Source organism: Rhodococcus sp. Q (assembly GCF_005503035.1).
Taxonomy (GTDB): Bacteria; Actinomycetota; Actinomycetes; order Mycobacteriales; family Mycobacteriaceae; genus Rhodococcus_G.
In genome coordinates, this window is record NZ_SCOY01000040.1 from 1 (window position 1) to 19448 (window position 19448).

At 68.6% G+C, this 19448-nt stretch carries 20 protein-coding genes; 14 read left to right on the top strand and 6 right to left on the bottom strand.

Annotated elements, in window-relative coordinates; translation table 11 throughout:
* Positions 1-552: 552 nt before the first annotated feature.
* The 3 genes from FFS72_RS23555 (at position 553) to FFS72_RS23565 (ending at position 3352) form a co-directional block, all read left to right on the top strand.
* Positions 553-1047, top strand: a complete 495-nt coding sequence (locus FFS72_RS23555; RefSeq protein WP_249353488.1) for a GNAT family N-acetyltransferase — start codon at positions 553-555, stop codon at positions 1045-1047.
* Positions 1048-1122: 75 nt separating this feature from the next.
* Positions 1123-1581, top strand: coding sequence for a MarR family winged helix-turn-helix transcriptional regulator (locus FFS72_RS23560; RefSeq protein ID WP_137876220.1), 459 nt, complete (start codon positions 1123-1125; stop codon positions 1579-1581).
* Positions 1574-3352, top strand: coding sequence for an AMP-dependent synthetase/ligase (locus FFS72_RS23565; protein WP_137876221.1), 1779 nt, complete (start codon positions 1574-1576; stop codon positions 3350-3352). Before FFS72_RS23560 ends, FFS72_RS23565 begins: the two co-directional genes overlap by 8 nt.
* Before the next feature lie 30 nt (positions 3353-3382).
* Here the strand turns inward: FFS72_RS23565 and FFS72_RS26865 are convergent, their stop codons facing one another.
* The 3 genes from FFS72_RS26865 to FFS72_RS23580 form a co-directional block, all read right to left on the bottom strand.
* Entirely contained in the window at positions 3383-3970 is a 588-nt protein-coding gene (locus tag FFS72_RS26865) for a hypothetical protein (protein WP_249353489.1), read from the bottom strand.
* An 85-nt stretch (positions 3971-4055) separates the two neighbouring features.
* Positions 4056-4967, bottom strand: a complete 912-nt coding sequence (locus FFS72_RS23575) for a TIGR03619 family F420-dependent LLM class oxidoreductase (RefSeq protein ID WP_137876222.1) — start codon at positions 4965-4967, stop codon at positions 4056-4058.
* 13 nt (positions 4968-4980) lie between these two features.
* Positions 4981-5787, bottom strand: coding sequence for an SDR family NAD(P)-dependent oxidoreductase (locus FFS72_RS23580; protein WP_137876223.1), 807 nt, complete (start codon positions 5785-5787; stop codon positions 4981-4983).
* A gap of 139 nt (positions 5788-5926) precedes the next feature.
* Here FFS72_RS23580 and FFS72_RS23585 point away from each other — a divergent pair, with 139 nt between their 5' ends.
* Positions 5927-7483, top strand: coding sequence for a carboxylesterase/lipase family protein (locus FFS72_RS23585; protein ID WP_137876224.1), 1557 nt, complete (start codon positions 5927-5929; stop codon positions 7481-7483).
* Positions 7484-7492: 9 nt separating this feature from the next.
* On the opposite strand, the gene FFS72_RS23590 is transcribed toward FFS72_RS23585, so the two are convergent.
* The 3 genes from FFS72_RS23590 to FFS72_RS23600 form a co-directional block, all read right to left on the bottom strand.
* The gene (locus FFS72_RS23590; RefSeq protein WP_137876225.1) at positions 7493-8713 is read right to left on the bottom strand and encodes an MFS transporter; all 1221 of its coding nucleotides are present in this window, start codon (positions 8711-8713) and stop codon (positions 7493-7495) included.
* An 83-nt stretch (positions 8714-8796) separates the two neighbouring features.
* Positions 8797-9093 carry a DUF2470 domain-containing protein gene (locus FFS72_RS23595; RefSeq protein ID WP_050063818.1) on the bottom strand — a complete coding sequence of 99 codons (297 nt, stop codon included), beginning with the start codon at positions 9091-9093 and terminating at the stop codon, positions 8797-8799.
* Positions 9094-9115: 22 nt separating this feature from the next.
* Positions 9116-9871 carry an IclR family transcriptional regulator gene (locus FFS72_RS23600; protein ID WP_137876226.1) on the bottom strand — a complete coding sequence of 252 codons (756 nt, stop codon included), beginning with the start codon at positions 9869-9871 and terminating at the stop codon, positions 9116-9118.
* Between the two features lie 270 nt (positions 9872-10141).
* Between FFS72_RS23600 and FFS72_RS23605 the strand changes: the two genes are divergently transcribed.
* The 10 genes from FFS72_RS23605 (at position 10142) to FFS72_RS23650 (ending at position 19445) form a co-directional block, all read left to right on the top strand.
* Positions 10142-11209 carry an NrtA/SsuA/CpmA family ABC transporter substrate-binding protein gene (locus FFS72_RS23605; protein WP_137876227.1) on the top strand — a complete coding sequence of 356 codons (1068 nt, stop codon included), beginning with the start codon at positions 10142-10144 and terminating at the stop codon, positions 11207-11209.
* Position 11210: 1 nt separating this feature from the next.
* Positions 11211-12077 carry an ABC transporter permease gene (locus FFS72_RS23610; RefSeq protein WP_137876228.1) on the top strand — a complete coding sequence of 289 codons (867 nt, stop codon included), beginning with the start codon at positions 11211-11213 and terminating at the stop codon, positions 12075-12077.
* Positions 12074-12913 carry an ABC transporter ATP-binding protein gene (locus FFS72_RS23615; RefSeq protein WP_137876229.1) on the top strand — a complete coding sequence of 280 codons (840 nt, stop codon included), beginning with the start codon at positions 12074-12076 and terminating at the stop codon, positions 12911-12913. The genes FFS72_RS23610 and FFS72_RS23615 overlap by 4 nt, the downstream gene beginning before the upstream one ends.
* Positions 12910-13959 carry an ABC transporter substrate-binding protein gene (locus FFS72_RS23620; protein WP_137876230.1) on the top strand — a complete coding sequence of 350 codons (1050 nt, stop codon included), beginning with the start codon at positions 12910-12912 and terminating at the stop codon, positions 13957-13959. The genes FFS72_RS23615 and FFS72_RS23620 overlap by 4 nt, the downstream gene beginning before the upstream one ends.
* On the top strand, positions 13956-15002 hold the full coding sequence (locus tag FFS72_RS23625) for an LLM class flavin-dependent oxidoreductase (RefSeq protein WP_137876231.1): 1047 nt from the start codon (positions 13956-13958) through the stop codon (positions 15000-15002). The genes FFS72_RS23620 and FFS72_RS23625 overlap by 4 nt, the downstream gene beginning before the upstream one ends.
* Positions 14999-16156 (top strand): LLM class flavin-dependent oxidoreductase, encoded by a 1158-nt coding sequence (locus FFS72_RS23630; RefSeq protein WP_137876232.1) that lies wholly within the window; start codon positions 14999-15001, stop codon positions 16154-16156. Before FFS72_RS23625 ends, FFS72_RS23630 begins: the two co-directional genes overlap by 4 nt.
* 10 nt (positions 16157-16166) lie before the next feature.
* Entirely contained in the window at positions 16167-16874 is a 708-nt protein-coding gene (locus tag FFS72_RS23635) for a class II aldolase/adducin family protein (RefSeq protein ID WP_137876233.1), read from the top strand.
* Positions 16875-16896: 22 nt separating this feature from the next.
* Entirely contained in the window at positions 16897-17844 is a 948-nt protein-coding gene (locus FFS72_RS23640; protein ID WP_137876234.1) for an ABC transporter substrate-binding protein, read from the top strand.
* A 17-nt stretch (positions 17845-17861) separates the two neighbouring features.
* Positions 17862-18227: a VOC family protein gene (locus tag FFS72_RS23645; RefSeq protein ID WP_137876235.1), complete on the top strand. Its 366-nt coding sequence runs from the start codon at positions 17862-17864 to the stop codon at positions 18225-18227.
* Positions 18228-18299: 72 nt separating this feature from the next.
* Positions 18300-19445: an acyl-CoA dehydrogenase family protein gene (locus tag FFS72_RS23650; protein WP_137876236.1), complete on the top strand. Its 1146-nt coding sequence runs from the start codon at positions 18300-18302 to the stop codon at positions 19443-19445.
* Positions 19446-19448 lie beyond the last annotated feature (3 nt).

A 19448-nucleotide genomic window follows, 5' to 3' on the forward strand; every position in this document is an offset into this window, starting at 1 on the left:
ACTGCACTCGACAGGGTGTGGGAGAGTAGGACACCGCCGTACATAACATCCCGGGGACCCCGGAACCAGAGTTTTCTGGTTCCGGGGTTTTCGGCGTTTCAGGGGCCTTTTCCTTTTCTCTCCGCAACTCGTCTGCGCAGGGGTTGTGTGGTGTTCGCACGGGGATTGCGCGCACAACAGGGGTGCTGACGCACCACAAGGTATGCGAACATCCGACGCTGGGCTCGGGCTGGAGGCCCGGCGGTCAGTCCGCCGTACGATCGCGGCGTGTACCGAATTCTGCAGGCAATGGACGCGAATCTCGCCTCTCACGCAACTCACATTCATTCCGCGCTTCCGAGCGCACGGGTGCACGCCATGGACGATGTCGTCGTTGCGGACAGCGGACTCGGCGATGACACTTTCAATCTCGTGTGTCGAGCACGGTTCTCGGCGGAACGCGCATCCGACCGAGTCGCGGAGACGACGGCTCTCGTTCGAGAGTCGGGGCTCCCCTTCTCGTGGTGGGTGGGGCCCGCGTCGACGCCGGCCGATCTACCGGACTCACTGAGAATGCACGGCTGGAGTGAGCACGAATCCGAGATCGCCATGGTGGCCGCCTTGTCGGAGGTTCCGGCGCTCTCGAGCCCTGGCGAACTGCGGGTCGAGACGGTGACGGACGAGGCGGGTCTGCGCGACTATGCCTCGCTGATGGCCGCGAACTGGACGCCACCGTCGGTGACGGTGCCGCAGTACTTCGCCGGTGTCTCGTCCGCGGTGCTGTCTGCGAGATGTGCCAGTACGTTCGTCGTCGGGTATGTGGGGGATCGGCCGGTCAGCGGCGCGGAGATCCATGTGAGCGACGGCGTTGTCGGACTGTACGGCGTCGTGACGCTCGACGACGCCCGCCGGCGCGGCTACGGGACCGCGGTGACGCTTCATGCACTGGATCGTTCCCGTCAGTCCGGTCTCACGACCGCGGTGCTGCAGGCCAGCGCCGAGGGAGCATCGGTGTACGCGCGGATCGGATTCACGTCGGTCGGTGGGTACACGGAGTTCGCACTCTGAGGGGGCCGGCTCGAGGCCGTCAGGATTTCGCTACCCGGGGTATCCATCCGAGTTGTGCGCGGATATAGTTGCGGTATGCAACACCGTGGTTCCGTGGCGCAGGTGCACGAGGAGCTCGTGCACCTGGTCCGGCAGCTGGTGACGGGCGATCGAGTGGACGCGGCGGCCCCGAGTTTCGCTCTGCATTCCGTCCTCTCGTACATCGAACGCAACCCCGGGTGCCGGGCGACGCAGATCGCGGACGCGTTCGGGGTACACCGCTCCACGGTGTCCAGGCAGATCAAGACGTGCGTCGACAGCGGCTGGGTGAAGGCGGAGATCGGGCCGGTTCGCAACGGACACCCGCTCACCCTGACCGACGCCGGCGCGCGAATGCTCGAGCGCGCGGACCGGAGCAGGCAGGCCGAGGTCGCCGACCGCGTCCGAAGCTGGCCGAGCGAGGACGTCGACACCTTTGCTCAACTGTTGCGCAGATTCAGTGCGACCGAACCGATTTCCGACACCGACACCAGTGGAGGCGACCCGAATGCGTGAGTACGCGACCGCGCCCAACTTCACCATCGGCGACGACGATGCGATCGTCCGCACCGTCTATCGTCACGCGCAGCAGACGCCGGATCTGGTGCTGTTCTCTCGTCCTGACGGCGACGTGTGGGTGGATGTCACGGCGGCCGAGTTCGCGGACTTGGTCACGGGTGTTGCGAAGGGCCTGATCCAGGGCGGCGTTCAGTCGGGTGACAGGGTGATCCTGATGTCCTCCACCCGTTTCGAGTGGACGTTGCTGGACTTCGCGATCTGGGCTGTCGGTGCGGTATCGGTTCCGGTGTACGACTCGTCGTCCGCGGATCAGGTGCGCTGGATCGTCGACGATTCCGGGGCCAATGTCGCGATCGTCGAAAAGCCCTCCCAGGTTGGGTCTTTCGAGTCGACGGGCGTTCGGGTGCTGCAGATCGACGACGCGGCGATCGACACACTGCTGGCGTCGGGCACCGACCTGGACGACGCTGCCGTCGAGCAGCGGATGAGTGCGTTGCGGGCCGACGACCTGGCATCGCTCGTCTACACGTCCGGGACGACGGGACGTCCGAAGGGGTGCGAGCTGACGCACCGGAACTTCCTGTCGGAGGTACGTGGAATCCTCGCGGCGAGCATCGGTGAGGTGGCGCAGCCGGGGAACCGGATGCTCACGTTCCTGCCCCTCGCGCACGTCCTTGCGCGCGCGGTGTCGCTGGCGATGTTCGAAGCGGGTGGGGCGCAGGCGCACTGGTCCGACTTCGGCACCATTGTCGGTCAGTTCGGGCGGTACCGACCGAATGTGATCCTCGGTGTGCCGCGGGTGTTCGAGAAGGTACGGGACGCCGCGGCGCAGCAGGCGTCTGCCGGTGGCGCCTTCAAGAAGCGGGTGTTCGACTTCGCCGAGGCCACCGCCGTTTCCTACAGCGAGGCACTCGACTCCGGTCGGCTGTCGATCACCCTGCGCGTCAAGCATTTCGTCGCGGACAAGCTCGTCTACTCGAAGCTGCGGTCGGTCCTCGGTGGCGAGTGCTGGTGGGCGATCTCCGGGGGCGGGGCGCTCATGCCTCGACTCGGACATTTCTTCCGCGGCGTCGGCGTTCCCGTCTACGAGGGCTACGGATTGACCGAGTCCACCGCGGCGCACTGTGTGAATGTCCCGGGCGCGCAACGCATCGGTAGCGTCGGGCAGCCTCTCGGCGGCAATGCAGTCCGGATCGCCGCCGACGGCGAGATCGAGCTCAGCGGCGGTGTGGTATTCGGCGGCTACTGGAAGAACGACGCCGCAACCGAAGCCGTGTTCGACGGGCCGTGGTTCCGCACCGGCGACCTCGGCTCCCTCGATGAGGACGGCTATCTCACGATCACCGGCCGCAAGAAGGACCTCCTCATCACCGCCGGAGGCAAGAACGTGTCGCCCGGACCGCTCGAGGACCTGATGCGATCCCACGAACTGGTGTCGCAGGCGGTGGTCGTCGGTGACGGCAAACCGTTCATCGGTGCTCTGGTGACGGTGGACCCCGACGCGTTCACCCGGTGGCGGGCCGCGAACGGCAAGGACGCCGACGCCACCGTGTCCGAGCTACGCGGCGATGCGGACCTCCGTGCGGCGATCCAGGCCGTGATCGACGATGCGAACAGGCTCGTGTCTCATGCCGAGGCGATCAAGAAGTTCGAGATTCTCGATCACGATCTGACGGAGGAGAACGGCGCGCTCACCGCCACCCTCAAGATCAAACGGAACGTCGTCTCCGAGCGCTACCGCGACGAGATCGACGCCCTCTACGGCTAGTCGAGTGATGTCACGCGGAACCGGGCGCGCTCACCACAACCGATAGGCGTTGTCCGACACCGTGAAGCCGTGCCCCGCGGAGCTGGCGCAGGTCACGCCGGTCGTTTCGTCGACGGTGCACGTGAATCCCTGTACTCGCAGTGGCGAGCCGTAGGGCAGCGCCTTCGCGGGGGCGTCGAATCGGTGGAATGCCGGGTCTCCGGTGCTGGCGAATTCGCCAGCACCGGAATCGGTCACACGGATCGCGTTCGGCGCGACTCGACCCGCACCGCCCGCCGCCGGCACCGTCGGTGCGTTCGCCGGGAGTGCTCCGTGACATCCGGCGACCGGATCGGGCGCGGTCACGACTGCGCATTCGAATTTCGTACTGGGACTGGTGAAGTAGTACGAGCCGTTGTCGGCGCCCATGTACTCGGCGACCTGGGCAGCCGGCGCCGGGGTGGTGGTGACCGGGGTTGTCGTTCGGCTGGTCGGCGCGGGACGGGGCGTGGTCGTCGCCTGTGTCGTCGTCGCCTGCCGTGGAGCGGGACTCGCGTCGCCGTCGACCGCGTTGGAGCACGCCGCGGTCGACGCGAAGCAGAGCATGGTCAGCAGCAGGCGAGGTCCGGTGGCGCGCATGCGTGCCATCGTAGGACGCCGACCGTGAGGCTTCGGTCGTCGGTTCTCACGCACTGCGCCGACCGCCGAACGCTCGGGTGTCGGCTCAGGCGAACGCGGCGCGGAAGGTGCGCACGAGCTCGGGGAGGATGGCCGCCGCGACATCGGGATCGGGGTCGAGGGCCTGCAGCGCCACCACGACATCGGTGACGCCGAGTTCCGTCTGAGCGACCGCGTTCGCGACCGTCTCGTCGAGGTCGACGTCGCCGCCTGCGGTCCGGGCGACGGACAGCCGCCCGCGAGTCTGCAGCTCTGCGGGATCACGTCCGGCCTCGGCGAATGCCTTGTGCAGCTGGTCGATTCCGGCTGCGAGGTCGTCGTTCGTGGCGCCCATGATGGGGATCCATCCGTCACCCCAGGTCACGAGCCGGCGGACCACGGGTCGCGACAGCGTGCCGGACACCCAGATCGGGATGCGTCGATCGGGGGCGGGACGCGGTGAGCAGTACACGTCGTCGAACGTGATGCCGGGCCGGTCGACGGCGGCGGGGGCTCCGTCCCACAGGGCTCGGCACACGGCGAGTGTGTCGTCGAGCAGCGGGCCGCGCCGCGTGAAGTCGAGTCCGACCGCCTCGTACTCCTTGGCTTGCCAACCGGTCCCGACGCCGAGGTCGAGGCGTCCGTTCGACAGGAGGTCGAGGGTCGCGGCGGTCTTCGCGAGCGTCGCTCCACCGCGGAGCGCCGCGATGACGATTCCGGTGCCGAGTCGGATCCGCCGTGTCCGTCCGGCGACCATCGCGAGGACGGTCATCGGCTCGAGCCACGCCGCGTCGGGGTCGGTCGGGAACGGCCCCCACGTGTACGCGTCGGTGTCCGGTCCCATCACCACGTGATCGGTCATCAGCAGTCGATCCACGCCGGCATCGTCTGCGGCACTGCAGATGTCGAGCAGGTGCCCGAATCGGTCCGCGGCGAGGAGGGTGCCGAAGTTGGGAACATTGAGGCTCAGGGTGGGCACGCGAGTGCTCCTTTCAGGGGTTGCGGGGTCGGTTGGTCCAGCCGCCTGTCGCGCGGGGCACCCAGCCACCGGAGCCGTGGGTTCCGCCGTCGACGTGGACGGTGGTGCCGGTGACGAAGCGGGAGAGGTCGGAGGCGAGGAACAGGGCGGCGCCCGCGACGTCGTCGGGCGTGCCGGGCCCGCCGAGCGGCGACCAGCGGGGCCACGACGCGCGTTCCTCTTCGGGCACCAGATCCGCATACGGAACCTGTGGCGTCTCGATCAGGTCGGGAGCGATGGCGTTCACCCGGACGCCTGCCGGCCCCACCTCGGCGGAGAGTGACCGCGTGAACTGCATCAGCGCCGCCTTGTAGGCGGAGTAGACGCTGTGGCCGGGTATCGCCCGATGGGCCTCGACGGTGGTGAGGTTGACGATCGAGCCGCCTCGCTCGGTCAGTCCGGGCAAGAGGGCGTGCGTCAGGCGCAGGATGTGGCCCAGATTCACCTCGTGCAGTGCCGCCCACTGGTCGTCGGTGTCGTCGACGAACGGCCTGGGCGCGCGCACGAAGTGCCCGACGTTGTTGACCAGGACGTCCGCGCCGTGTGCGGCCAGCGCGGGATGGACCGGCGCCGCACACACATCTGCCGTGATCGATTCGATGCTGCCACCGGCGGTGCGGTCGAAGTCCAGGTCAGGACCGGGTTCGACGTCGACGACGAGCACGGTCGCGCCGTGCGCTGCGAACGCGCTCGCGATCCCCGCCCCGATTCCGCGTGCACCCCCCGTGACGACGGCACGCCGGCCGGTGAGGAGGGGGCCTGGGGTACGGACGGCGGTCATGTCTGCGATTGCACAGCATCCGCCGCGTGCGTGCGTGTTCGATCCCGATCACCGGGAGACACCGCGAGCGTCCCCGCGCGCCCCGCCCCGATTGGTACGTTGGCGAACGAGGTGATCGCGGGCCGAAAGGGAGGCTGCCGTGCAGATCGACGAGGACGCGACCGTGAGCTCGAGTGACGCCGTCACTGTCCGTGTGACGGGTGGTGACCTGCGCGGACACCCGGCGGGTGGGGTGTACGTGTGGAAGGGCGTCCCGTACGCCTCGGCGGGGAAGGCGCGGCGCTTCCGGAGCGCACTGCCTGTGCCCGCGTGGGAGGGTGAGCGCGACTGCGTCGACTTCGGTCCCATCGCCCCGCAGGCGAAGGCGATGCAGGTGCCGATGGATCCGGCGATGGTCCAGGACGAGGACTGCCTGTCGCTCAACGTCTGGGCCCCGCGACCGGGCGGTGAGCCGCGACCGGTGATGGTGTGGATTCACGGAGGCGCCTACTGCGTCGGCGCGTCGTCGCAGTCCGTGTACGACGGCACACATCTCGCCGAGGTCGGTGACCTGGTCGTGGTCACCGTCAACTACCGGCTCGGGGTGTTCGGATTCATCGACCTGTCCACGTTGGGCGAGGGCTTCGAGTCGAATGTCGGCTTGCGGGACCAGATCGCAGCGCTGGAGTGGGTCCGCGACAACATCGCGGCTTTCGGCGGCGATCCGGGCAATGTGACGGTGTTCGGGGAGTCGTCGGGCGCGGCGTCGATCACGACGTTGATGACGGTTCCGCGTGCCGAGGGGCTGTTCCATCGCGCGATCGCGCAGAGTTCACCCGCGACGTCGGTGTACGGGGCGGAGCGGGCGGCCGCGGTCGCGTCGAGGTTCGCCGAACTGGCGGGTGTCGGGAACGGCGACGCCGAGCGGTTGCGCGAGATGCCGTTCGAGGAACTGACCGCGGTGGGTGACCGGCTCCTGTCCGAGATCGTGGAGACGGTACCCGGGACACTCGCGATGGCGCCGGTGGTGGACCGTGACCTGGTGCCGAAGTATCCGGTCGCGGCGTTCCAGAAGGGGTTGTCACATCGGATTCCGCTCATCATCGGGACCAACAAGGACGAGGCGTCCATCTTCCGGCTGACGAAGTCGCCGATCATGCCGGTCACGGCGGGCACCGTGAACCAGATGTTCACGGCGATCGCATCCGACCACCCGAATCTGTCTCCCACGAAGGTCGCGGACATCATCGCGGCGTATCCCGATTTCGAGAAGTCGACCGGCGCGATGGCGGTGTCGAGGGATGCGGCATTCCGGATGCCGTGCTTGTGGATCGCCGACGCGCATTCGCAGCACTCGCCGACGTGGGTGTACCGCTTCGACCACGCGACACCGATGCTGCGGGCGGCTCGCGTCGGGGCGAGTCACGCAACCGAACTGCCCTATGTGTTCGGCAATTTCGGGACGTTGAACGTCGATCCGACGTTCTGGCTCGGCGGCAGGAAGGCGGCGGTCGAGGTGGCCGGGCGGGTGCAGCGGCGCTGGCTGGCCTTCGCGTGGCACGGTGTGCCTGCCGCGTTGGACGCGTCGAAGCACTGGGCTCCGTACACGGCGGAGACACGCTCGACGCTGCTCATCGACAAGACCGACGCGATGGTTCCGGATCCCGACCGTGAGTTGCGGTCGGCGTGGGGCGACGAGGTGATGGGGTTCAGCTGACCCCCATCATCAGTCGTCCAACTGACGCAGTGACGGCAGCGCAACGCAGACGAGAGCGAGCACGCAGACCGGGAGGGCGAGCGCGAAGAACGTCGCGCGCAGGCCGACGGCGTCGATCATCGGTCCGGCGAGCAGGTATCCGAGGGGACCGGCCGCGTACGCCGTGGACGTCATGACCCCGACGACGCGACCGCGCATGTGTTCGGGGCTCCGCGTCTGCATGGCGTAGTTCGCGATCGGTCCGACCGGTCCGTAGACCAGTCCGATCACCACCGCCAGTGTCAGCGTCACCCACAGGGGCGGCAGGAACGCCATCCCCACCATGCACAATCCGAGGACGGCGACCGCGACGAGCATCATCGTCCGCCGGCTCACCCGCACCGCGAGGGAGCCGTAGGCGAGCGCTCCGGCGACGCCTCCGATGCTCATTGCCATCAGTACCCACCCGAGTTGGGCGGGCTGTCCGAGTTCCGTGAAATGCACCGGGAACAGGACGCTTTCGACGGGCATGTACAGGGCGACGAGCGCCATGTCCACCAGTGCGAGGGTGCGCAGCAACCTGTTGCGCCACACGAACTTCAGGCCTTCGAGGGTGCCCGACCACATCGACCTCGGGCGGGTGTCGTGGTCCGGAACGCCTGCGCCGTCGAGATGGAGGAAGGCGATCGTCGCGAGCGACCCGCCGAAGCACACGGCGGTGACCCACAGCGTGTTCACCGGGCCGACCATCGCGATGAGGACGCCGCCGACACCGGGACCGATCAGGTACGCGACGTTGTAGTTCGCCTCGTACACGCTGTTGGCGCGGTCCAGCCGCCAGCCCGCCGCTTTCGTCGCGGCAGGAAGCATCGCCTCACGGGCCGAGATTCCGGCCGGATCGAAGGCGGCGCCGAGTGCCGCGAGGGCGGCGATCAACGGGATCGACAACCCCACCGTGGCGGCGGATATCGGAATCAGGGCCACCGACAGCGCCGACAGGAGGTCGGAGACCAACGAGGTGGGTTTGCGCCCGAACCGGTCGACGACGGTGCCCGAGAACAGCGACGACAGCAGCAGGGGGAGCGTCGCCGCGCCCGCGACGATCGCCGCGTCGGTGGCGCGGCCGGTCTGCTGCAGGACGAGCCACGGCAGCGCCACGATGGTGATGCCGTTGCCTGTCGCCGACAACAGAGTCGCGAGATTGACGAGTAGGAACGGCGTCAGGCGGCGCGTCGTGGTCGCCGTGGTCATGTCTGAGCTCTTTCAGGACGGAGGGGACATGATTCGACGCTAGCGGCCCGGGCGGGGGTCCGCGACTGGTTTTCCTCCGGCTGTCAGTGCCCGGCGGGTTCTACGCCGAGGCGTTCGCATGCCGCGTGGTACAGCGCGACCACCTCGGTGCGGATCGACGCGCGGTCGGTGACCTGCCCGGGCCACGGCACGCGGACGGTCCGCTCGGCGCCGTCGACGGTCGCCGCCCATTCGCCTGCCTCGGTGTCGAGGCCCGTCATCCGCGCGGCCGTGGCCGCCGGTTCGGCGAAGGCGCGCACGATGGCGAGGTTGTCGGCGGCGTGGTCGCCGTTCATGTGGCCGGTGACGGCGGCGATCACGGCATCGTCGAAGTTGCTCATGCCGCCAGGATAGGTGGTGGGGTCAGGCCAGGACCGCGGCGATGTCGCGGGCCGTGACCTTGGCGATGTCGACGAAGAACGGAATCCGTTCGTCGATCATCAGGTCGACGGGGCCGCGAAGTCCGAGTGCGAATCGGACCCGTCCGGACTCGCCGCCGATGGGCGTGCCGATGGTCCGAAATCCCTTCTCGAGTTCCTCGTCGTTGAAGGCATATCCACGTTCCCGGGCCAGCGCCAGCTCTTTGCCCAATTCCACAGGTCCGGCGATCGACCGCGCCGTGCCACTTCCGTACGGCAGCCGGGTCAGTTCGTCCTCGGTGGTGGGGGACCAGGCCAGAAGTGCCTTGCCCAGAGCGCTGGCGTGCAGCGGCAGTCGGAGACCCTGCAGGTCGTGGCCCTCGGCCTCGCGCCACCGGCTCGTTCCCAGCAGGACGGCGTCGTTTCCGTGGCGCGTCGCGATCGACGCGCTCGCTCCGGTGATCATCGCGAGTTCCTCGAGGTGTGGCTCGGCGAGGTGGATGCGGTGCTGCCGGTAGGCGATCTGACCGTATTCGGCCAGGGCGCCGCCCAGCCGATAGCGGCTGGACTCGTCGATCTTGTCGAGGAAGCCGGCGTCGACGAGGGCGGTGAGCAGTCGATGCGTCGTGCTCACCGCCAGCCCCTGGCGGCGCGCGATCTCGGACACGCCGAGGTCCTCGCCGCCGCGGAAGCAGCCGAGTACCGACAGTGCACGTGAGACGGATTGAAGTTGGCCGCTCGGTCGGGGGGTGGGAACCACGCGGCGACGCTAGCACGCAGCACGGCCTCGGACCCGTCACGCATTCCGCATAGCGGAAAGTGCGGTTCGCTTCGGTCGTCGATCAGGCGACGGGGCCCCGGCGACCTCGGCGTTATTTCCGTGGGTGAGGCGTGAAAGCCCTGAATGCACAGTTTTGTTGATCGCGTCAACCTTTCCAATCAGAGGAAAGGTATGGGTGGGCGAGCACGAGGTGGGCCCCTAGCTTCGTGAACACCGAACCGTCACCACTTCGAACAGGAGCAGAAGTCGATGCCTCCCCTCCGCCGACTGCCCAGGGCGCGCGCCGCGCTCGCGATACTTCCCGTCGTCGCGCTGGTCGCCGCGTGTGGATCCGGGGGAGGCGACGCGAACGAGGCCGCACCTGGCGGCGAACCCACCTTCGTCCTCAAGGTCACCGACGTCGGCAATGCGGGACCGCTCGCCGTCGCCAAGCGGGACGGCACGTTCGACGAGGCGCTCGCCCCGCTCGGCGCGAAGATCGAATGGGTGAACGCACCGCCCGCGTTCAGCGCGAACCTCAAGCTGTTCAACGCCGGTCAGCTCGACGTCTCCGGCGGCGCCTACAGCCCGGTCGTCGGTGCCCTCTCGAAGGACGTCGGTGTGCGGATCATCGCGGTCGCCGATCCCGTCGACCAGAGCCAGGCAGGCATTCTCGCCTCACCGGACTCGGGGGTCACGCAGGTCAAGGACCTGATCGGGAAGCGCATCGCCGTCAACCCCGCGGGCAAGGGGGAGTACATCACCCTGAAAGCGCTGCGGCAGGCGGGGATTCCGTTCGATCAGGTCGAACGCGTGCCGCTGCAGCCATCGGACGCGGCCTCCGCGTTCTCGACCGGTCAGGTCGACGCGTGGGCCTCGTTCAACGATCCGTACCAGGAGGCGAAGGCCCGTGGCGGCATCGAGATCGCGACCGAGGCGAGCATCGAGTCGACGGACAACACGATCGTCGCCTTCCGCACCGAGGTGCTGGAGCAGCGGCCCGACGTCGCGGCGAAGTACCTGGAGACGCTGCAGAAGCTGACCGAACGTCAGCGGAGCAATCCCGAGGACTTCCAGAACGTCTTCGAGAAGGCCGGCCCGCGCGCGCTGTCCGGTGACCGGCTGGCTCGCGCGGTCGATCTCGGCAGGCAGGCATCGGTTCCGCACTACCCGACCGAGGCGGACGCCGCGGATCTGCAGGAGGTTGCGGACCTGTTCTTCCAGAACGGGGTGATCACCAGGCAGGTCACGGCGGCGGACGTCTTCTACCCGCTGCAGGAGAAGGTGGCGCAGCATCCGTCCGCGCAGAACCAGTCCGCACCCACTGCGGGAAGCTGAGATGGCGATCCTGACGACCTCCCGGGCGACGGGCGAGGACGAGCGCGCCGTTCCCGGTCGGCTCGACCTCGAAGTACCCCGGCACAGGTCCGGTCGCGCCCGGCCGCGCTGGGTGTCGGTGCCGCTGCGCTTCCTGGTGCCTGCGCTGATCGTCGCCGCCTGGTGGATCGGTTCGGCCACAGGTGCGATCCCCGAGGAGATCCTTGCGGGACCGCCGAAGGTGTGGACCGCGTTCACCGAGCTCTACCAGACCGGGCAGCTCGTCGACTTCTCGCTCGCGTCGTTCAAGCGGGCTGCGCTCGGTGTGCTCTTCGGCGTCGTGATCGGGCTGGTACTGGGTGTGCTGTCCGGACTGTCGAGCCTCGGCGAGGAACTGATCGACTCCACCATGCAGATCAACCGGGCGATCCCGTTCCTGGCCCTGGTCCCACTGTTCATCGCATGGTTCGGTATCGACGAGACGTTCAAGGTGCTCCTCATCACCGTCGCCACGGTCGGTCCGATGTACGCGTACACCTACCTCGGGGTGCGCAACGTCGACCGCAAGATGGTGGAGGCGGCACAGAGTTTCGGTCTCCGCGGGCCGAGGTTGGTCTTCGAGGCGATTCTGCCTGCCGCCCTGCCCGGGGTGCTGATGGCACTGCGGATCTGCCTGTCCATCTCCATCACCGGACTGATCGCCGCCGAGCAGGTCGGCACCAGGGAGGGCATCGGGTACCTCGTCACGCTCGCGCAGGAGTACAACCGCACCGACTACATGGTGCTGTGTGTGGTCCTGTACGCATTGCTCGGGTTGGTGTTCGACGGAGTGGTGCGCATCGTGGAGCGGTTCGCGATGCCGTGGCGCTCACAGGTGGCGATCCGATGAGCCTCGAGGCCCCCCTTCCCCCGCTCGACCTTCGCGCACCGTCGCCGACGACCGCTGACGACCGCCGCGCCGGTCAGCCGGTCGCCGTGTCGATCACCGGTCTGCGCAAGACGTTCGGTGACAAGGTGGTACTGGACGACGTCGACCTCGAGATCCGTCGTGGCGAGTTCGTCGTGCTGCTCGGCCCGTCGGGTACCGGGAAGACGACTCTGCTCCGACTCCTCACCGGTCTCGAGAAGCCGGACAGTGGAACGGTTCTCGTTCCGCCGCGCCGCACCACCGTCTATCAGGAACCCCGGCTGATCCCGTCCAAGCGGGTGCTGGGAAACGTGACCGTCGGACAGCCGCGCACGGCGGGGAACCGGGAACGCGCGAGGCAGGCGCTCGCCGAGGTGAACCTCGACGGCAAGACCCGGCAGTGGCCGGCGACGCTCTCCGGCGGCGAGGCGCAGCGCGTCGCGCTCGCCCGGGCCCTGGTCCGGGAACCCGAACTGCTGCTGCTCGACGAACCGTTCGCGGCGTTGGACGCGCTGACCAGGCTGCAGATGCAGGACCTGGTGGGCGACCTCGTCGCGCGGCACCGCCCGGCGGTGCTGCTGGTCACCCACGACGTCGACGAGGCGGTCCGGCTGGCAGACCGGGTCCTGATCCTCGACGAGGGTCGGTTCGCCGTCGACACCGACGTCGACCTCGCACGACCACGCGACCGCACCGACCCCGAGTCCCTGCGGTATCGCGCGGCCTTCCTGGCCGAGTTGGGCGTCGGGCGTACCACTTCCACCGTTGCACCATCCCCCCGATCGACCTCCGCCGGAACACCTAGGAGCACGAGATGACTGCCGCAGCCGACACCGAACTCGACACCCTCTGGTACACCCGCTGCCCGGTGCCCACCGCGAGCGGCCTGGCGCACAGCCTCGGCTGGCTGGGGGAGACCGCGGCCGACGCCGGGCTGGGCCTGGGGGTGCTGCAGGACGCCGGCCCCGAGCTCGCTCCGCGACACTTCGACCACCGGCTCCTCGGCCTGATCCGCGAAGGCGGCAACGTGCCCGCGCTCGCCGCACGCGCCGAGGACTCACCGACCAGGCTGATCGGCCTGACCTGGATCGATGAGGCGCAGGCCGTTCTCGTGGCACCCGACTCGGAGGTCTCGGGGCCCGGTGACCTGGCGGGGCTGCGGATCGCGGTCCCGGCCTGGGCGCAGGACCGGGCCCGCAGCTTCCCGCGGGCGATGGCGTTGCACGGGTTCGCGAGCGCGCTGCGTCTCGGTGGGCTGACCCTGGCCGACGTCCGTCCGGTCGAGATCGGAGTCGAGCGAGACCCTCAGGTACGCAACGACGCCCGGTCCGATCGTCGGGTCACCACGTGGGGTGTGGAGGAGTTGCTCGCCGGCGACGTGGACGCGATCTACGTCAAGGGCGCCCGTGCCCAGGAGGTCGCCCGCGAGCACGGGCTGCGCGTCGCCGTGGACCTCGACGCCACCGACTCGAAGCGGCTGCGGGTCAACAACGGAACCCCACGCCCGATCACGGTGCACGCCGACCTCCTCGAGACTCGGCCCGACGTGGTCGTCGGCTTCCTCGCGCAGACGTTGCGCGCCGCGGACTGGGCGGCCGGCAACCTCGACGAGGTCCGCACCGTGCTCGCCCGCGAAACCTTCTCCGGCGCGCAGGGAGTGGAAGCGGCATACGGCGACGACTTCCATCGCGGACTGCATCCCACGCTCTCCGAGGAGCGACTCGAACTCCTCGACGTCCAGAAGCAGTTCCTCTACACCCACGGCTTCCTCGCCACCGACTTCGACCTCGCGTCGTGGGTGGTGCCGGAACCACTGCAGCAGGCGAGCGCACTGCTCGCCGCCGAACGGAAGGTGGCATCGTGACCGAGTTCCTGTGGGAGCTGCCGGTTCGCGGCGACGGCAGACACGTCGGCTCCGTGTCCACGCGTCGCGATGGTTTCGACTTCCTCGACCAGGTCGTGTTCGCCGCGGAGCTGTCCGGTCTGGACGGCGTCGTCGTCCCCTACGACCCCCAGGGCGAGGAGTCGTGGGTGGTTGCGGGATCGGCTCTGCGTCGGACCCGGCATCTCCGGGTGGGTGTGGAGTTCCATCCGGCGTTCGGGACCCCGGTGTACGCGGCGAAGCTGTCCGCGACGCTGCAGCGGCTGTCGAACGGTCGGCTGGACTGGCGCCTGCGCGTCGATACCGACGACGCCGACGCGGCCGCTCGCGGTGACCGGGTCGCCGGCGCCGACCGCTACCGGCGCGCCGCCGAATTCCTCACCGTCGCACGGGGCGTGTGGAACGAGGACCAGGTGCTGCCCGGGCGATTCGGCGGCACCGGATTCGAGTTCGCCGGTGACTACTACGACGTGATCGACGGCGGCTTCCGCGGGATTCTGTCCGGGCTGCCGTTCCCCACCGTGTATCTGTCGGGCGATTCGGCGGAGGCGCTCGCATTGTCGGCCGAACACGGCGACGTCCACGTGTTCGACGAGACCGTCGACGGTGTCGACGCCGCGGCGGCATCGCTGCGAGAAGCGGCGAGCGGCCACGGACGCACGGTCCGGACCGGTCTCGCGCTGCCCGTCATCGCTCGTGAAACCGAGGACGAAGCGTGGGCGCGCGTTCTGCGGCAGTGGCGCGAGGTGAATCCCGATGCCGATGAGGCCGAGGTTCGGGCGCACGCGCTCGGTGGCGGCCGGTGGTCGGGATTCGACCGCATCGGCTACGGCCGATCGACGGGTCTGGTCGGCAGCTACGACCAGGTGGCGCAGGCACTCTCGGACTATCGGGCACGGGGATTCGAGGTGGTCGAGCTCACCGGGCATCCGCACATCGAGGAACTGCACCGCGCCGGCGAACACCTCCTGCACCTGGTCGACCCCGCCGGCCGCACTCTCACCGGGACGGAGATCAGCGCATGACCACCGACTTCTACTGGCGCATCGGGATGGAGGGCGACCACGCGTCGCTCCGCACCCCACGCCGCTACAACCGCGGGCATGCGGGCGGGCACGGGCCGGGCAACATCGCGCCCGCGATCCGCGGTGGCAGGCTCGACGGCTACAGCTACATCGACCACATGGCCGCGGTGGTGAAGGCGTCGGAGTCCGCGGGATTCGTCGGGGGACTGCTGCCGTCGTTTCCCGTGACCGAGGATCCGTGGGCCACCGCGTCCGCGCTGGCCCGCGAGAGCGACACCTACCGCTTCATGGTCGCGTTCCAGCCCGGGTTCCTTCATCCGCTGCAGGCCGCCCGGATGTCCGCCAGCCTGCAACGCGCCACCGGTGGCCGCCTGGTCTACAACATCATCAGCGGTGGCGGCGGAGCGCCGCAGCTGTGGTGGGGCGACAAGGTGGCGCACGACGACCGCTACGCCCGTACCTCCGAGTTTCTCGACGTCCTCCGTGGGGTCTGGGACGGTGAGCCGTTCGACTACGACGGACGGTTCTTCACCACCGAGGGAGCCGCGCTGCCGCCGCTGCTCGCCGGGCAGCCCTTTCCGGAGGTGTACTTCTCCGGTTCGTCGGGCGCTGCCGTCGCCGCCGCGGGCAGGCACTCCGACTACTACCTGTCGTGGCTCGAGCCGTTCGCCGACCTGCGTGCCAAGTTCGACGGCGTCCGGGCACACTCCGAGAAGCTCGGCCGTACACCGAAGTTCGCGGTCCGGATCGACATCGTCGCCCGGCACACCGAGGAAGCGGCGTGGGCAGAGATCGAGAAGGGGTGGGCGTTCGTCGACCGCGACGCGGCCAACCGAGCAGCGCAGGGCGACTCCGTCGGAGCCGCGAGGATCTCCGGCTGGGTGCCGGAGACGATCACCGGCTACCGCGACCTCGAAGTGCAGCCCAACGTGTGGTGCGGGTTCAGCCTCATCCGCGGCGGGCCCGCCTTCGGTCTCGTCGGCAGCTACGAACAGGTCGCCGAACGGCTGGACCAGCTGATCGACCTCGGTGTGGACGCGTTCATCCTCGCCGGCAACCCCCACCTCGAAGAGGCGTACCGAGTGGGCGAGGAGGTGCTGCCGCTGCTGCGCGGCACCACGCCCACCCCGGTCCGCACCCTTTCCGCACGATAGGAGAATCATCATGACCAGCACCGAGATTCGTGTCAGCCCCGCTGTCGAGGCCTTCGTCGACGACGCCCGTCGGGCCGCCGACACCGCGTTCCATGTGTTCCGCGAGACCGGAACGGTCTCGGCGAACGGCACCGTCAACTTCGTCGAGCGAGTGCCCGGCGAGGAGTTGGCCGTCGCGCTCAACGAGCCGGGACCGTGGGCGGACGATCGCAGCGCGAAGCCGATCCTCGCGACGTTCGACGGCGAGGTCCTGGCGGGCAGCGGGTCCGCCGGATTCGTCACCGGGTACGCCAAGGTGTTCCGCGCCCACCCGGAGATCACCTCGATCGTGCACGTGCACACGCCGTGGCTGGGCGGATGGGCGCAGACGCACCGCACGCTGCGGATCAAGTACGCGGCCTCGCAGCGCCTGACCCTCTCGCGGGACATCCCGCCGCACATCGACCGCAGCCAGGCCCCGGGAGACTTCATCCTCGGCCGACTCGTCGACGACCCCGACCTCGTCGCGATCTTCGAAGCCAACGGCGGCGTCAACGTGATCGGCCGGGCAGGACTCCTCGAACTCGCGAAGTTCGTCGTCCTGCTGGAGGAGGGGGCCCAGTACCAGGCCATCGGCGAACTCGTCGGCGGCACCGTCGACTTCGACAGGACCAACCTCGTGGCGCAGTGGGGCCGCAGCGGCCTCCTCGACGAAGCCCGCCGTCGCGGCCTCGTCTGATCCGGCAGATCAGGAGCGTTCCATGACCATTCGAGTCGGGTACTTCCCGAACAACAATTCCCTCTTCGTGCTGCGCCACACCGGCCTGCTCGAACGACGCCTTCCGGACGTCGAATGGGTGGACCTGCGGGAACTCCCCGCTCCGCCGCCGGTCGATCCCCGGACGGGGCTGCCGACGCTGCATTCGGACTGGCTGTTCACCGACGCCGGCTACGACTTCATCGGTACCGGTTTCACCCCGCCGATCACGGGTCTCGGCCAGGGCCACGACCTCGCGTACGTCGGGATCTCCGGTCCTCGTGTCGAGAACGGTCGGCTGGTGAGCCTCGACGGCTCCGGCATCCGCACCCCAGCGGATCTGCGTGGCAAGCGGGTCGGGGTCGCGCACGGATCGTGGCAGACCACCCTCGTCCTGCTCGCTCTCGACCGGGCGGGGCTCGGCTGGTCCGACATCGAGTCGGTCGACGTCGACGTGAACGACGGCGGCGCGGCGCTGCAGCGCGGCGAACTCGACGCGTGGGTGGGCGCCTACCCGGGCCTGGCAGGGGTCGAGGCGGCCTCGCGTGTGCACACGCTCGTCGACACGGCTGGTCTGTTCAGCCACCCGTCGCTGTGGTTCGTGCGGCGCGACTTCGCCGAGAATCACCGCCCGGAGTTGGAAGCGATCGTCGCGGCACTGCAGGAGTCGGACGCCTGGATCGTCGCCAATCCCCGAGAGGCGGCGCGATTCCTCGTCGAGGACGCCGAAAGGCGCGGCGGTACAGCCGATCTCGATCGGTGGGAGGAGGCGCTGCGCGGGCGACCGTTCGGCATCGGTCCCGTCACCGACGAGTTCCTCGACGAGCAGCAGCGTGCGGCGGATCTGCTGCACACCAACGGCCTGTTGCCGCGAGCCGTCACGGTTCGTGACGCGGTGCTGCCCTGGATCGGGGAGGTGGTGACGGCGAGTCGAGCAGGGACGCCGGTCTGATCCCCTACGCTCGCCTCATGACGCGACCCGTGATCGACGTCGACTACACCGTCCTCGACTGCCCGGACCCGGCTGCGCTCGCCGGCTTCTATCGCGAGGTTCTCGGATGGGAGCTGGTGCGCTCGGAGGGCGACTGGGCGGTGCTGCAGGGGCCGGGGGACCTGCGGTTGGCATTCCAGCTCGCGCCCGACTTCGTGCCGGTCCGCTGGCCCGCCGAAGGAGTGAAAGTGCACCTCGACTTCGTTGTCGACGACATGGACGCCGCCGAACGCTGGGTGCTCGGGGCGGGCGCGGAGCTCGTCGAAGGCGGCGAGAGCCATCCGACGTTCCGGGTGTACCGGGATCCCGTCGGGCACCACTTCTGCCTCTGCGTGCGGGACTGAACGAACGCTCGCAATTCGGACCGTTAGCATAGGTATCTAGTAACGGCACGGATTCGACGAGGCGGTTGTTCGATGAAGAAGTACGTCCCCACCTGGCACGACGACGAGGTTCGGGCACTGTCCGAACTCGCGGCCGGATTCTTCGACCGTGAGGTGGTCGCGCACAACGAGAAGTGGGACGCGCAGCATCGCATCGACCGAGAGGTGTGGCTCGAGGCGGGCAAGCTCGGGCTGCTGTGCTGCTCGATCCCCGAGAAGTACGGCGGAGGCGGCGGCACCTTCGCCCACGACCTCGCCGTGTTCGAGGCCCAGGGTTACGCCGGTGACCTGTCGCTCGGCATCTCCGTGCACTCCGGCATCGTCCCGCACTACATCCTCGAATACGGCACCGAGGAGCAGAAGAAGACATGGCTGCCGGGGATGGCGACCGGTGAGATCCTCGGCGCGATCGGCATGACCGAACCCGGCGCAGGATCGGACCTCAAGGCGATCAAGACGACCGCGATCCGGGACGGCGACGAGTACGTCGTCAACGGGTCGAAGACGTTCATCACCAACGGCTCGTCCGCGGACGTCATCGTGATGGCCGTCAAGACCGACCCCAAGGCGGGCGCCAAGGGTGTGTCGATGCTCATCGTCGACCTGCGGGACCAGCCCGGATTCGCAGTCGGCCGCGTCCTCGACAAGGTCGGCCAGCACGGGGCGGACACGTCCGAACTGTCGTTCACCGACGTCCGTGTCCCGGTGTCGAACCTGCTCGGTGAGGAGGGGCAGGGCTTCGGGCAGCTGATGGCGCAGCTGGTGCAGGAGCGGCTGATCATCGGCGCGCAGGCGTCCGGTGCGATGAACCGGGCCGTTCAGGAGACCGTCACCTACACGCGAAACCGGGAAGCGTTCGGGCACACGCTGTTCGAGTTCCAGAACGCAGCCTTCGAGCTCGCGGAGTGTCAGACCATCGCCCGTACCTGCGAGGTGTTCCTCGACCACTGCATCCAGTCGCACCTGCGCGGTGAGCTCGACCCCGCCGAGGCCGCGATGGTCAAGTACTGGCTGACGGACAAGCAGTGCGAGGTCGTCGACCGGTGCGTGCAGCTGCACGGAGGCTACGGCTACATGCGTGAGTACATGATCGCGCGGATGTACGAGGACGCCCGCGTCCAGCGCATCTACGCGGGCGCCAACGAGGTCATGAAGGGCATCATCGCCAAGGCGCTGTGATCC